General features: G+C 72.8%; 14 protein-coding genes. 8 read left to right on the forward strand and 6 right to left on the reverse strand.

All coding sequences use genetic code 11. The features are described from left to right. The first annotated feature begins 151 nt into the window (after window positions 1-151). Genes IL992_RS48430 through IL992_RS21270 form a run of 3 tightly spaced genes read left to right on the forward strand, consistent with a single transcriptional unit; the run spans window position 152 to window position 2,495 of the window. Complete coding sequence (locus IL992_RS48430; RefSeq protein WP_193205116.1) at window positions 152-829, forward strand: DUF4352 domain-containing protein; 678 nt, start codon at window positions 152-154, stop codon at window positions 827-829. After that, on the forward strand, window positions 826-1,875 hold the full coding sequence (locus IL992_RS21265; RefSeq protein WP_193205117.1) for an ADP-ribosylglycohydrolase family protein: 1,050 nt from the start codon (window positions 826-828) through the stop codon (window positions 1,873-1,875). The genes IL992_RS48430 and IL992_RS21265 overlap by 4 nt, the downstream gene beginning before the upstream one ends. A gap of 20 nt (window positions 1,876-1,895) precedes the next feature. After that, the gene (locus IL992_RS21270; RefSeq protein ID WP_193205118.1) at window positions 1,896-2,495 is read left to right on the forward strand and encodes a hypothetical protein; all 600 of its coding nucleotides are present in this window, start codon (window positions 1,896-1,898) and stop codon (window positions 2,493-2,495) included. 89 nt (window positions 2,496-2,584) lie between these two features. Here IL992_RS21270 and IL992_RS21275 read toward each other — a convergent pair whose 3' ends face one another. Continuing rightward, complete coding sequence (locus IL992_RS21275) at window positions 2,585-4,183, reverse strand: peptide chain release factor 3 (RefSeq protein WP_193205119.1); 1,599 nt, start codon at window positions 4,181-4,183, stop codon at window positions 2,585-2,587. 257 nt (window positions 4,184-4,440) lie between these two features. Between IL992_RS21275 and IL992_RS21280 the strand changes: the two genes are divergently transcribed. Together IL992_RS21280 and IL992_RS21285 are read left to right on the forward strand one after the other, a co-directional pair. After that, on the forward strand, window positions 4,441-5,916 hold the full coding sequence (locus IL992_RS21280) for an MFS transporter (protein ID WP_226873502.1): 1,476 nt from the start codon (window positions 4,441-4,443) through the stop codon (window positions 5,914-5,916). Between the two features lie 31 nt (window positions 5,917-5,947). Next, window positions 5,948-6,772, forward strand: coding sequence for a helix-turn-helix transcriptional regulator (locus IL992_RS21285; protein WP_193205120.1), 825 nt, complete (start codon window positions 5,948-5,950; stop codon window positions 6,770-6,772). On the opposite strand, the gene IL992_RS21290 is transcribed toward IL992_RS21285, so the two are convergent. Genes IL992_RS21290 through IL992_RS21300 form a run of 3 tightly spaced genes read right to left on the reverse strand, consistent with a single transcriptional unit; the run spans window position 6,769 to window position 9,348 of the window. Next, window positions 6,769-7,926 carry an acetyl-CoA C-acetyltransferase gene (locus IL992_RS21290; protein ID WP_193205121.1) on the reverse strand — a complete coding sequence of 386 codons (1,158 nt, stop codon included), beginning with the start codon at window positions 7,924-7,926 and terminating at the stop codon, window positions 6,769-6,771. The genes IL992_RS21285 and IL992_RS21290 overlap by 4 nt on opposite strands. 11 nt (window positions 7,927-7,937) lie before the next feature. Further along, window positions 7,938-8,558: a TetR/AcrR family transcriptional regulator gene (locus IL992_RS21295; RefSeq protein ID WP_079316033.1), complete on the reverse strand. Its 621-nt coding sequence runs from the start codon at window positions 8,556-8,558 to the stop codon at window positions 7,938-7,940. 16 nt (window positions 8,559-8,574) lie between these two features. After that, on the reverse strand, window positions 8,575-9,348 hold the full coding sequence (locus IL992_RS21300) for an SDR family oxidoreductase (protein WP_226873503.1): 774 nt from the start codon (window positions 9,346-9,348) through the stop codon (window positions 8,575-8,577). 73 nt (window positions 9,349-9,421) lie between these two features. On the opposite strand from IL992_RS21300, the gene IL992_RS21305 reads away from it, so the two are divergent. Genes IL992_RS21305 through IL992_RS21315 form a run of 3 tightly spaced genes read left to right on the forward strand, consistent with a single transcriptional unit; the run spans window position 9,422 to window position 12,364 of the window. After that, window positions 9,422-10,261, forward strand: coding sequence for an enoyl-CoA hydratase (locus tag IL992_RS21305; protein ID WP_193205123.1), 840 nt, complete (start codon window positions 9,422-9,424; stop codon window positions 10,259-10,261). Continuing rightward, the gene (locus IL992_RS21310) at window positions 10,251-11,381 is read left to right on the forward strand and encodes an acyl-CoA dehydrogenase family protein (RefSeq protein ID WP_193205124.1); all 1,131 of its coding nucleotides are present in this window, start codon (window positions 10,251-10,253) and stop codon (window positions 11,379-11,381) included. Before IL992_RS21305 ends, IL992_RS21310 begins: the two co-directional genes overlap by 11 nt. Then, window positions 11,378-12,364: an acyl-CoA dehydrogenase family protein gene (locus tag IL992_RS21315; RefSeq protein WP_193205125.1), complete on the forward strand. Its 987-nt coding sequence runs from the start codon at window positions 11,378-11,380 to the stop codon at window positions 12,362-12,364. Before IL992_RS21310 ends, IL992_RS21315 begins: the two co-directional genes overlap by 4 nt. Here the strand turns inward: IL992_RS21315 and IL992_RS21320 are convergent. Next, window positions 12,350-13,165, reverse strand: a complete 816-nt coding sequence (locus IL992_RS21320; RefSeq protein ID WP_193205126.1) for an MBL fold metallo-hydrolase — start codon at window positions 13,163-13,165, stop codon at window positions 12,350-12,352. The two genes, IL992_RS21315 and IL992_RS21320, sit on opposite strands and share 15 nt — an antisense overlap. An 11-nt stretch (window positions 13,166-13,176) precedes the next feature. After that, a complete protein-coding gene (locus IL992_RS21325) occupies window positions 13,177-13,749 on the reverse strand; it encodes a TetR/AcrR family transcriptional regulator (RefSeq protein ID WP_193205127.1) in 573 nt (190 codons plus the stop codon). Window positions 13,750-13,761 lie beyond the last annotated feature (12 nt).

The following is a 13,761-nucleotide window of genomic DNA, read 5'->3' on the forward strand; positions in this document are numbered from 1 at the left end:
ACCAGATTGCCCTACCGAAGGCTAGAGCTCACTCTACAACGGCGCAAAATGGTCGCTACCGCCGAATAACTTGTGTGTGCGATTCACATGTGTTCTACTAGCGAGGCCCGCCATCAAGAACGTGACGGGATGAGGAAGGAGAGCGTGCCCGGTGCACCAGAATCCGCAGCAGCCGTATCCCCAGCAGCCGCAGCCGCGCTACGACCGGCAGCCGTATACGCAGCAGTACCCGCCGACCGTGATCGTGCAGAAGAAGGGCAACGGCTGCCTGAAGGCCGTGCTCGTCGGCGCGGCCGTGCTCACGATCCTGGTCGTCATCGGCGTCGTTCTCGGCAGCCGCAGCGACGACGCCCAGGTCAGCCTCACGGACGGTCCCGAGGTAACCGCCCAGGCCGCCAAGCCCGGCAAGTCCCAGGCCCCGCGCAAGGCCCACGTCCCCGGGCTGGGCGACCTCGTCAAGGACGGCAAGTTCGCCTTCAAGGTCACCAAGGTGGAGAAGGGGCTGTCCCAGGTCGGCGAGGGTTTCACTGCCCACGAGGCACAGGGGCAGTACGTCCTGGTGCACCTGACCGTGAAGAACATCGGCGACGAGGCCCAGATGTTCACGGACTCGGCGCAGAAGCTGATCGACGCCAAGGGCCGCACGTTCGACGCCGACTCCGGTGCGGCCATCTGGCTGCAGGACTCCAACGCGTTCCTGGAGAACATCAACCCCGGCAACAGCGTCAACGGGCTCCTGCTCTTCGACGTGCCGAAGAACCTGACCCTCAAGGCCATCGAACTGCACGACTCGATCTTCTCCGGCGGCGTCACGGTGTCCCTGCGATGAGCGGGCGCGAGCGCGTCGCCGCCCTCCGGCCGCGCGTCCTGGCCTGTCTGCTCGGCGGAGCGATCGGGGACGCGCTCGGCAACCCCGTCGAGTTCCTGTCGCTGCGGCGGATCCGTGAGACGTACGGCCCGGACGGGTTGACCGGGATGGTCCGCCACGAGGTCACCGACGACACGCAGATGACCCTGTTCACCACCGAGGGCCTGATCCGCGCCCTGCTTCACGGCCGGGGCACGGTCGCCGCCGTGCACGACGCGTACCTGCGGTGGCTCGACACGCAGGACCATCCCGGGCCGCCGCCCGCCGGCGACGACCCGGTCCGTACGGGCTGGCTGCGCGAGCAGAACTGGCTGTACGCGCGGCGGGCGCCCGGCGCGACCTGCCTGTCGGGACTGCGGACTGGAGTCCGTCCCAGCGCCGACGCCGACGCGCCGGACCGCACGGGACCGGTCAACCCGCATTCCAAGGGGTGTGGGACGGTCATGCGCTCGGCTCCCTTCGGGTTCGTCAGCCTGCGGTTCGAGCACGCCGCCCGGTGCGCCCGCATCACCCATGGCCATCCCGCCGCCGGCGACGCCGCCGGGGCACTCGCCCTGATCATCGGAGGTCTCGCGCACGGAGAGGACCTCCGGCATGCGGTCGGCCGGGCCCTGGGCCGCCTCGGGTGCGAGGGCGGGGAGACGGCCGCGGCGCTCCGCTCGGCCCTCGATCTCGCCGCCGCCGGCGCTCCTTCGGCGGAGCAGGTCGAGCGGCTCGGTGGCGGCTGGGTCGCCGAGGAGGCCCTCGCCATCGCCGTCTACTGCGCGCTGGCCGCACCCGACCCGCGTACGGCCCTGCTCCTGGCGGTCAACCACTCGGGCGACTCCGACTCCACCGGCGCGATCTGCGGCAACATCCTCGGCGCCTGGCACGGCGCCGAGGCGCTTCCCGCCGAATGGGCCGCCGTCGTGGAGGGCCGCGGCACCATCACCGACATCGCCGGGGACTTTGCCGAGGTTCTCGTCACCCGCCGGCTGCCCGCCGATCGGGCCGTCCGTTATCCCTGAATCCCCCTTCGAGGAGCGTCATGTTCCGCCGCATGCTGACCGTCTTCGCCCTGACCGCCACCGCGTTCACCACCCCCGCCGCCGCCCACGCCGACACGAGATTCCACGGCGAAGGCGACGACGTCGTACGGATCCACACGACCAAGAAGCCCGGCATCGTCCGCCTCACCCACCGCGGCGACTCGAACTTCATCGTCCACACCGTCGATCCGCGGGGAAAGACGGGCGAGTTGCTGGTCAACGAGATCGGCCTGTACGACGGCACCGTCCTGTACAACGACTTCGGCAGCAGGGGCACGAGCGGCCTCGCGATCCGGGCCGACGGCGCCTGGACGGCGACCTTCACGCCGCTGAACAAGGCGCGCTGCTGGTGCTCCGCGACCATCCGCGGCAGGGGCGACCAGGTGCTCAAGCTCTCCCCCACCCGGGGGCTGCGTACGATGCGGGCCACGCACGGCGGCGAGGCCAACTTCATCGTGCACGCCCACACCCGGACGGGTTCCTATTCCGACCTGCTCATCAACGACATCGGCCGTTACAAGGGCAAGGTCCTGCTTCCCTCGGGCACCCGCCTCATCACCGTCCACGCCGACGGCCCCTGGACCCTCACACGAAGCTGAGTCCGGGCCGTCTCTAATCGCGGCCAAGGCGGTGAAGGCCGCGCGTTGCGGCACATGTGCGCCGTGACCATCGTGCGGATCGTGGTCTGTCAGGCCGACGCGCCGGGGAGGCCCCGGCCGGCGATCAACGGTTCGAGGGTCAGGCCCTCGTGCTCGCGCTGGATGGAGCGCATGCGCCACTGGTCGGTGAACACGGCGAGCAGGGCCTGGTCGCGGCTGCGGGTCAGCACCTCCGCGCCGCGCTGGCGCCGCAGCACCTCCGCGGACTCGGCGTCGGTGCGGAGGGCGAGGGTGTACTCCAGCCGGTCGAGGACGATCTCCGCGCCGAACTCGGTGGCCAGGCGGTGCTGCACGACCTCGAACTGCATGGGGCCGACCGCCGCGAGCACGGGGGCCTGGTCACCGCGCAGGTCGGAGCGGAGCACCTGGATCACGCCCTCGCCGTCGAGCTGGTCGATGCCGCGGCGGAACTGCTTGGCCTTGGCGGTGCTCCGGGACCGGGCCACGGCGAAGTGCTCGGGGGCGAAGCTGGGGATGGGCGGGAACTCCACCGGCTTCCCCTCGTAGAGCGTGTCTCCGGGCCGCAGCGCGGTGGCGTTCACCAGCCCGACCACGTCTCCCGGGTACGCCTCGTCGATGGTGGCGCGCTCCTGGCCGAACACCGACTGGGCGTACTTCGTGGCGAAGGGGCGGCCGGTGGCGGCGTGGGTGAGCACCATGCCGCGCTCGAACCGGCCGGAGCACACCCGGACGAACGCGATGCGGTCGCGGTGGGCGGGGTCCATGTTGGCCTGCACCTTGAACACCAGGCCGGCGAACGGCGCGTCCAGTGGCCGGACCGCGCCCTCGACGTCCGGCCGGGGCGCCGGGGCGGGGGCGAGGTCGACGAGCACGTCCAGCAGCCGGGCCACGCCGAAGTTGGACAGCGCCGCGCCGAACAGCACCGGGGTGGACTCGTGGGCCTCGAACGCCTTCTGGTCGTGCTCGGCGCCGATCGCGGCGAGCAGGTCGGCCTCCTCCCCCGCGCGGGCCCAGTCGGCCCCGAGCTCGGCGGCGGCCTGCTCGGGGGTCAGCTCGGTCTCCAGCGCCTTGGTGGCACCGCCGGGGGCGCGGGTGTAGCGGACCGCGCGGCCCTCCAGCCGGTCGACCACGCCGTGGAAGTTCCCGGCGGCGCCGATCGGCCAGGTGACCGGCGTGGGACGCAGGCCGGTGCGCTCCTCGATCTCGTCGAGCAGTTCCAGCGGCTCCCGGCCCGGCCGGTCCCACTTGTTGACGAACGTGATGACCGGAATGCGGCGGTGACGGCAGACCTCGAACAGCTTCATGGTCTGCGGCTCCATGCCCTTGGCCGCGTCGAGCAGCATGACCGCGCAGTCGACCGCGGCCAGCACGCGGTAGGTGTCCTCGGAGAAGTCCGCGTGGCCGGGGGTGTCCACCAGGTTGAACACGTGGCCGCGATAGTCGAAGCGCAGCGCGGCCGAGGTGATGGAGATGCCGCGGGCCCGCTCCATCTCCATCCAGTCGGACGTCACGCCCCGCCGCCCCGCCTTGCCGTGCACGGCTCCCGCCTGGGTGATCGCCGAGGCGTGCAGGGCGAGCGCCTCGGTCATCGTGGACTTTCCGGCGTCCGGGTGACTGATCACCGCGAACGTGCGGCGGCGCGCCGCCTCACCCGTGACGGCGCTCATCGCCACATCACCCTGTCGGCGCGGGCGCGGGTCGTCGTGGTGCGGTCGTGCGTGCAGGCCATCCGGGCTCCCAAACAGCGGTGGACGGTTGAGGTTACCGCGCCGGGCGCCGCGCCCCGGAATCGGCGCCGCCCGGCCATCGGCGGGCGTCCCCGGAGGGTGGCACTCGCGATACCGGCATCGGCCGATTCTGGCCCGTCCCGCCACGGCCGGAGAGGCTCTGGCCGGGACCCTCCACCACGACCAGGAGACGAAGCATGTCCTCTCTCGCAACGGAACCGGCCGGGACCGCCGTGCGGGGGCGCCGCCGCTGGCTCGCCCTCCCGGTGATCCTCGTCGGCACGTTCATGACGATCCTCGATTTCTTCATCGTGAACGTCGCCATCCCCTCGGCCCAGGCCGAGTTGCGCGCCACCGACGCGCAGATCCAGTTCGTGGTCGCCGGATACGGCATGGCGTACGCGTCGGGCCTGATCACGGGCGGCCGTCTCGGCGACCTGTACGGCAGGCGCAGGGTGTTCGCGATCGGCCTGGCGGGGTTCACCGTCGCGTCGGCGTTGTGCGGCCTGGCGACGGGTCCGGTGATGCTCCTGGCCGCCCGCGTCCTGCAGGGAGTCGCGGCGGCGCTGATGTTCCCGCAGGTCCTGTCCGTCATCACCGTCACCTACACGGGCGACGACCGGCCCAGGGCGTTCGCGGGGTACGGCGCCGCGCTCGGCCTGGCCACCGTCGGCGGGCAGGTCCTCGGCGGCCTCCTCATCGCGGCGGACGTGCTCGGCCTGGGCTGGCGCGCCTGTTTCCTGGTGAACCTGCCCGTCGGCGTGGTCACGCTGCTCCTGCTGCGCCTGGTGCCCGAGTCGCGCTCCGAGACCGCGCGGACCCTCGACCTGACGGGCGTGGTCCTCGTCGTGCCGGCGCTGCTGCTCCTGCTGGTGCCGCTCGTGGAGGGCAGACAGGAGGGGTGGCCGGGGTGGACCTTCGCGTCGCTGGCGGCGAGCGCGGCGATGTTCGCCCTGTTCGCGGTCCAGCAGGTGCGCCTGTCGCGGGCCGGCGGCGCCCCGCTGGTGGAGCCGTCGTTGTTCCGGTCCCGGTCGTTCACGGCCGGCCTGGCCACCGTGCTCGCGGTCTACGGCGGCATGGCCTCGTTCATGCTCGTCATCGCGCTGTACGTGCAGGACGGGCTGGGCCGCTCCCCTCTCGGCGCCGGCCTGGTGTTCCTCCCGATGGGCGTGGCGTTCTTCGCCACCTCGGCGAACGCCGCGCGGTTCACCCGCCTGCTGGGCCGCCGTACGCTCACGGCCGGCGCGCTCCTCGTCGTCGCAGGGGAGGGCTGCCTCGCGCTGGTCACCCGGAACGCCGGCGCGGAGGTGGACCTCCCGCTGTACGAGGCGCTGATGGCCGTGGCCGGAGCGGGGATCGGCATGGTCGGCGCCCCGCTGCTGTCGCAGGCCCTTTCCGGCGTCGGCCCCGGCGACGCGGGTTCGGCCTCCGGCGTGCTGTCCACGGTCCAGCAGATGGCCGGGGCGCTCGGCGTGGCGTTGATCGGGATCGTCTTCTTCGGCGTCCTGGGCGGCGCCGGAGGAGACGCCGCCTCCCCCCAGGCGTACGGCAGGGCGTTCGCGGCGAGCCTGGTCTGTCTCGGGGCGCTGGCCGCGGCCGCCGCGGTGCTCACCGTGCCGGACCGGTGGTGGGGCGGGCCGGCCTCTTCTGCCGGGCACGTCGGTTCGCGATGATGGAGCGACGCGGGCGACCGGCGGGGGTGGGATGGGCGGCGAGACCGGGCACGACAACAGGCGCGAGCTGGCGCGGTTCCTGCGCGACCGGCGGGCCCGGGTGGCGCCGCAGGACATGGGCCTGCCGGTGGGCCCCCACCGCCGGACGAAGGGCCTGCGGCGCGAGGAGGTCGCGGTGCTCGCCGGCCTCAGCCCGACCTGGTACACCTACCTGGAGCAGGGCCGTGACATCAACCCCTCGCCCCAGGTGCTCGACAGCCTGGCCCGCGTGCTCGGTCTCAGCGAGGACGAGCGCCGCTACGTCCACCGGCTCGCGCGCACCCGGCCGGGCAGTGTGGACGCGCCGGTCGTGGGCGACGACCTCGTCGCACGGCTGGTCGAGGCCGCAGGTCAGGGTCCCTGGCCCCTCTACGCGGGCAACCGGTACGGCGACGTCGTGGCGTGGAACCGGGCGGCCGCGGAGTGGTACACGGACTTCGGGCGGCTGCCGGACTCACGCAGGAACATGCTGTGGTGGCTGCTGACGGACCCCGAGGCGAGGCGACGGCTGCCCGGCTGGGCCGGCGACGCCCTCGACGTCGTCGCCCGGCTGCGCACCGCCTACCCGCTGCGGGCGGGCGACCCGAGGATGAGCGCGCTGGTGGCCGGTCTGCGGGAGGCCAGCCCCGAGTTCCGTCGTTGGTGGGGCGAGCGGCACGTCCACGGCCCGCGGCTGCGGCCCCGCACGATCAGGGCTCCCGGCCTCGGCACGCGGACCTTCCGGCTCGCCCTGGTCGACGTGGTCGACAGCCCGGGGCACTCGCTGGTGTTCCATCTGCCCGCACCGGACGGCCGGGAGCCCGGGAGCCGGGACTAGAGACGCTCGATGACGGTCACGTTGGCCTGGCCGCCGCCCTCGCACATCGTCTGCAGGCCATACCGGCCGCCGGTGCGCTCGAGCTCGTGCAGCAGGGTGGTCATCAGCCGGGCGCCGGTCGCGCCGAGCGGGTGGCCGAGCGCGATCGCGCCGCCGTTGGGGTTGACCCGGGCGTGGTCCGCGCCGGTCTCCTTGAGCCAGGCCAGCACGACCGACGCGAACGCCTCGTTGATCTCGACGACGTCCATGTCGTCGATCGACATGCCGGTCTTCTTCAGCGCGTACGCCGTGGCGGGGATCGGCGCGGACAGCATCCGGATGGGGTCCTCGCCGCGGGCCGACAGGTGGTGGATCCGGGCCCGGGGCCGCAGGCCGTGCGCCTTCACCGCGGCCTCCGAGGCGATCAGCAGGGCGGCCGCGCCGTCGGAGATCTGCGAGGCGACGGCGGCGGTCAGCCGCCCGCCCTCCTCCAGGGTCTTCAGGCCCGCCATCTTCTCCGGCGAGGTGTCCCGGCGGGGGCCCTCGTCGGCGGTGACGCCCTCGAGAGGCGCGATCTCCCTGTCGAACCGGCCCTCGTCGATCGCCCGGATCGCCCGCTGGTGCGACTCGAAGGCGAACGCCTCCATGTCCTCACGGGAGATGTCCCAGTCCCTGGCGATCATCTCGGCGCCCCGGAACTGCGACACGTCCTGCTTGCCGTACCTGGCCTGCCAGCCGCGCGAGCCGACGTACGGCCCCTCGGTGAAGCCGAGGGAGTCGGCGGCGCCGCGCGAGGCGAAGGCGATCGGGATCTGCGACATGTTCTGCACGCCGCCGGCCACGACGAGGTCGCTGGTGCCGGACATCACCGCCTGCGCGGCGAAGTGGACGGCCTGCTGGGAGGAGCCGCACTGCCGGTCGACGGTCACGCCCGGCACCTCCTCGGGCAGCCCGGCGGCGAGCCAGCAGGTGCGGGCGATGTCGCCGGCCTGCGGGCCCACCGTGTCCAGGCAGCCGAAGACCACGTCCTCCACCGCGGCCGGGTCCACCCCGGAGCGCCTCATGAGCTCGGTCAGCACGTGCGCGCCCAGGTCCGCGGGGTGCACGCCGGAAAGGCCTCCCCCGCGCCTGCCCACGGGGGTGCGCACCGCCTCGACGATGTATGCCTCCGCCATCGCAAAACTCCTCAGGTTGTTGTCAGGATCCCTTCCAGGACCATGGCTATGTACTGCCGGGCGATCTCTTCGGCCGGCAGCGGGCCGTCACCGCGGTACCAGCTCGCGGCCAGCCACACGGTGTCGCGGATGAAGCGGTAGATGAGGCCGGTGTCGAGGTCGGCCCGGAAGACGCCGTCGGTGACGCCGCGGTCCAGCACCGACAGCCACATCTCGCGGAACCGCCGCTGCGACTCCGTCAGGTAGGAGAAGCGCGGGTTCGTCGCGAGGTGCTTGGACTCGTTCTGGTAGATCACGACGGCCGGGCGGTGCCGGTGGATGGTGCGGAACGACTCCACGATCAGCGCCTCGAAGGTCTCCCGCGCGCCGAGGCCGGAGCCGGTCACCTTGTCGTACGCCGCCCACATCTCGGTGAGGAAGGCTGACAGGATCTCGTCGACCATCGACTCCTTGGAGTCGAAGTGGTAGTAGAGGCTGCCGCCGAGCATGTCGGCGGCCTCCGCCACCTCGCGGACCGTCGTGGCCGCGTAGCCCCGTGACGCGAACACCTCGGCCGCGGTGGCCAGCAGCTCGGCCCGCCGCTCGGCGCGGGCGGCCGCGGTGCTCTCTGCGTCTCTGCGTCGTGGGCTCATGGGAAAGTTCGACCTCTCAGGGGTGCTGGCTGGAGACCGAGACGACCTCTCCGGTCATGTAGGAGGAGTAGTCGCTCGCGAGGAAGACGATAACGTTGGCGACTTCCCATGGTTCCGCGTGGCGGCCGAAGGCCTCCTTCCTGGTCAGGTCGGCCAGCAGTTCCTCGGTCGTGACCTTCGCCAGGTGCGGGTGCATGGCCAGCGAGGGGGCGACGGCGTTGACCCGCACGCCGTACGGCGCCGCCTCGATCGCCGCGCACCTGGTCAGCGCCATGACACCGGCCTTGGCCGCCGCGTAGTGCGCCTGGCCCTCCTGGGCCCGCCAGCCGATCACCGAGGCGTTGTTCACGATCACGCCCCCGCCCCGCGGCTGCATGCGCGTCAGGGCGGCGCGGGTGCAGCGCATGGTGCCGTTCAGCGTGACGTCGAGCACCCGGCTCCACTGCTCGTCGGTCATCTCGACGAGCCTCGCCGTGCCGCCGAGACCGGCGTTGTTGACGACCACGTCGACAGGCCCGAACCGCTCCTCCGCGGTGGCGAACAGATTCTGGACCTGTTCTTCCGAGGTGACGTCGCAGGGCACGGCGATCACCGCGTCCGCGCCGAACTCGTCCTCCAGGACGGCCACGCTCTCGCCGAGACGGCGCTCGTGGGCGTCGCTGACGACGACCCGCGCGCCCTCCTCCAGCATGCGCCGGGCGCAGGCGCCCCCGATGCCGGTGCCGGCCGCCGCGGTCACCACCGCCACCCGGTCGCGCAGCAGACCGTGACCGCTCACGTAGGTCGGCATGCCCACCCTCTCCTCACCGTACGACTCGTGATTTACTCTATCAAATAGTTGTTAGAAAGAATGCGAGGGTCGCATGACAGTGGTGCGTTACGAGCGCCGCGGGCCCGTGGCGGTGGTCACCATGAACCGCCCGGAGTACCGCAACGCGCAGAACTCGGCGATGACGTACGCCCTGGACGAGGCCTTCTACCGGGCGGCGGCCGACGACGAGGTCAAGGTGATCGTGCTGGCCGGCGAGGGCAGGCACTTCTCGGCCGGGCACGACATCGGCACGCCGGGCAGGGACGCCCACGTCTCGTTCGAGCGCAAGGCGGGCCTGTGGTGGGACCACGTCGGCAAGGAGGGCGCCGAGAGCCGCTTCGCCCGGGAGTCGGAGGTCTACCTGGGCATGTGCCGACGGTGGCGGGAGATCCCCAAGCCGACGATCGCCATGGTGCAGGGCGCGTGCATCGCGGGCGGGCTCATGCTCGCCTGGGTCTGCGACCTGATCGTCGCCTCCGACGACGCGTTCTTCGCCGACCCCGTCGTACGCATGGGCATCCCCGGCGTGGAGTACTTCGCCCACCCCTGGGTCATGCCGCCCAGGATCGCCAAGGAGTTCCTGTTCACCGGCGACCGCATGCCGGCCCGGCGGGCGTACGAGGTGGGAATGGTCAACCGGGTCGTTCCGCGCGACGACCTGGAGACCGAGACGCTCGCGCTGGCCGAGAAGATCGCCGCCATGCCGCGGATGGGCCTGGCGCTGACCAAGAAGGCGGTCAACCAGGCCGAGGACCTGCAGGGCATGCACGCCGGTATGGACTCGGTCTTCGGCCTGCACCACCTCGCCCACGCCCACAACGCCGAGACCTCGGCCGACTCCCTGGCCGGGATGGACCCCAAGAGCATGAAGGCGGCCGCCGATGGATCTTGACCTCTCGCCGGTGGAGCCGTTCCGCGCCGAGGTGCGCGACTGGCTCCGCGAGCACGTCCCCGCCGCTCCCCTGCCGTCCCTGGAGATCGAGGAGGGCTTCGCCGCCCACCGCGCCTGGGAGCGCGAGCTGCACGAAGCCCGCCTGTCGGTGGTGTCGTGGCCCGAGGAGTACGGCGGCCGGAACGCCTCCCCGCTGGAGTGGCTCGTCTTCGAGGAGGAGTACTACGCGGCCGGTGCGCCGGGGCGGGTCAGCCAGAACGGCATCAACCTGCTCGCGCCCACCCTGTTCCAGCACGGCACGCCCGAGCAGCTCGCCCGCGTCCTGCCCTCGATGGCCTCCGGCGAGGTGATCTGGGCCCAGGCGTGGTCGGAACCGGGCGCGGGCAGCGACCTCGCGTCCCTGCGCGCGACCGCGACCCGCACCGACGGCGGCTGGCTGCTGAACGGCCAGAAGACGTGGAGCTCGCGGGCCGCCTTCGCCGACTGGGGCTTCGGGCCGTTCCGCTCCGACCCGGAGGCCGAACGGCACCGGGGGCTGACCTACCTCATGTTCCCGCTCGACGCCGAGGGGATCACCCGTAGGCCGATCGGCCGCATCGACGGCAAACCGGCCTTCGCCGAGCTGTTCTTCGACGACGTGTTCGTCCCCGACCGCGACGTGATCGGCGAGCCGGGCGCCGGGTGGAGGGTCGCGATGAGCACCACGGGCAACGAGCGCGGGCTCACCCTGCGCAGCCCCGGCCGCTTCCTGGCCGCCGCCGACCGGCTAGTAGAGCTGTGGCGCGAGCACGGCGACCCCGCCGACACGGCGCTGCGCGACCGGGTGGCCGACGCGTGGATCAAGGCACGCGCCTACCGGCTCAAGGGCTTCGAGACGATCTCCCGCACGGAGGACGCAGGCGCCGAATCCAGCGTCAACAAGATCTTCTGGTCGGAGCTGGACGTGGCGCTGCACGAGACCGCCCTCGACCTGCTCGGCCCGGACGGCGAGCTGGCGGGTGAATGGCTGGAGGGATACGTCTTCTCCCTGGCCGGCCCGATCTACGCCGGGACCAACGAGATCCAGCGCAACGTGATCGCCGAGCGCGTGCTCGGCCTGCCGAAGGCGGGAAGCCGATGAGATTCGTCCTCGACGCCGAGCAGCGGCTGTTCGGCGAGACCCTCGACAAGCTGCTCACCGAGGCGGCCGTGCCCGGTGTGGTCCGCGACCGGGCGGCCGGGCGGCGCGAGGGCGGCCTCGCGCTGTGGCGCACGCTGGCCGCGGCCGGGGTGCTCGCGATCGCCGTGCCCGAGTCCGCGGGAGGGGCCGGTCCGCTGCCGGTCGAACTGGTGACCGCGTTCCACGAGCTCGGCAGGCACGGCGCGCCCGGGCCGTACGCCGAGACCGTGGCCGCCGCCGTGCTGCTCGACCGGCTGGGCGAGGAGGCCCTGGCGAGCCGGTGGCTGCCGCCGATCGCCGAGGGCACGGCCGTGGTCACGCTCGCGCTGCCCCCGGCCGTGCCGTACGCGCTGGACGCGGACGCCGCCGACCTGGCGTTGCTCGTGCACGGCGAGCGGCTGTGCGCCGCCGTCCCCGGCGAGGCCCGCACGTCCCTCGACCCCGCCCGGCGGCTGTTCCCCGTCACGCCGGGCGAGGTGCTGGCCGAGGGACCGCACGTGGCGGCGGCCGCCGCCCAGGCGTACGACATGGGCGCGCTCGCGTGCGCGGCGCAGCTCGTGGGGACCGGACGCCGCCTGCTTGAGGTGTCGGTGGACTACGCGAAGGCCCGGCGGCAGTTCGGCCGGCCGATCGGCGAGTTCCAGGCGGTCAAGCACCACCTGGCCGACGCCCTGGTCGGGCTGGAGTACGCCCGGCCGCTGGTGCACGGCGCCGCCCTGGCGTACGGCACGCCGGACTTCGCCCGGGACGTGTCGGCTGCCAAGGCCGCGGCGTCCGAGGCGGCGTACGCCGCGGCGAAGATCGCCCTGCAGGTGCACGGCGCGATCGCCTACACGGACGAGTACGACCCGAGCCTGCTGATCCGCAGGGCCCGCGCCCTGCACACGGCGTGGGGCTCGCCCTCGGACCACCGGGCGCGGGTGATCGGCTCACTCGCCGGCTGACTCGTAACGGCGCAGCTCCCAGGGGTCGTGGGCGGAGAAGACCTCCACCTCGCCCGCGTGGTCGCGGACGAGCGCGCGCAGCCGGTCGCGGTTGCGCAGCCGCAGCTCGGCGTCGACCTGCGCGCCGTTCTGCACCATGTCGAGCAGCGGGTGCGGCTGCGGCTCCTCCGCCCGCAGCTCGCCGTGGTAAAAGTACGCGTCGCCCGCGTGCAGCAGCCACCGGTCGCCGTCGCGCACGGCCACCGCCGCGTGCCCGGCCGTGTGCCCGCCGAGCGGCACCAGCAGGAACTCCGGCGGCAGCCCGTGCGGCTGCCGTACGCCGCCGAAGCCGAACCACTCCTCGCCCGGTCCGGACTCGTACGTCGTCCAGCGCGGCCCGTGGGCCCAGTGCGCCGGCCGGTAGCGCCGGCTGGGGGCCTCGGCCAGCGCCGCGGCCAGTTCCTCCTCCAGGACGTGCACCCGGGCGTCCGGGAAGTCCGGCAGGCCGCCGGAGTGATCGACGTCGAGGTGGGTCAGCAGGATGTGCCGCACGTCGGCGGGCGCGTAGCCGAGCCGCTCGACCTGCCGCACGGCGGTCTCGGCCGGGTCGAGCACCGGCTCGACCATCTCCGTCCAGTCCGCGGCGAGCGAGCCCGCCGGGTCCCGTACGTCGCCGAGCCCGAGCCCGGTCTCCACGAGCACCAGGCCGTCGCGATCGGTCTCGACGAGCAGGCAGTGGGCCACCGCGTGCGCGGGCGCCGGGCCGTGGTAAGTGGGATCGATCTTCCGCATCGAGCCGCAGTTGAGGTGGTGGACCTTCATCCGGAGCCCTCTCACCGGGCGGCGTCGGCGACCAGGCCGCCGATCCGTCGCGTGACCGAGTGGATGACGCCGGTGTCGCGACGCACGCGGGCGAGCAGGAGTGCTCCCTGCAGCGAGGACAGCACCAGGTCGGCGAGCGCCTCGGCGTCGTCCACGCCGTGCCCCCGCAGATAGTCGGCCAGGCCGCGCAGCCAGGAGGCGTACGCCGCGTCGCAGGCCGACCGGATGGGCTCGCTGTCGCCCGCGGCCTCCAGCGCGACCGTGGCCACCGGGCAGCCCTCCTGGAACCCCGACTGCTCCAGGTTGTGGGCGAGCAGCTCGCCGATCCGGACGACGGCGCCGGCGGGGCCGGGAGCGGCGGCCACGGCGGCGGCGATCCGCTCGCCGAGCTCGCCGCCCGCGACCGCCACCGCCTCGGCCGCCAGCTGCTCCTTGCCTTCCGGGAAGTGGAAGTAGAGCGAGCCCTTGGGCGCCCGGCTCTCCGCCAGCACCTGGTTGAGGCCGGTGGCGTTGTAGCCCTGCCGCTGGAAGAGCCCGGCGGCCGTGCGCAGGACCCGCTCGCGCGTGTCGTTCCTTCGCGTCATGCCGCAAGACTA

The sequence above is a fragment of the Microbispora sitophila genome (assembly GCF_014892245.1).
GTDB classification, from domain to species: Bacteria; Actinomycetota; Actinomycetes; order Streptosporangiales; family Streptosporangiaceae; genus Microbispora; species Microbispora siamensis.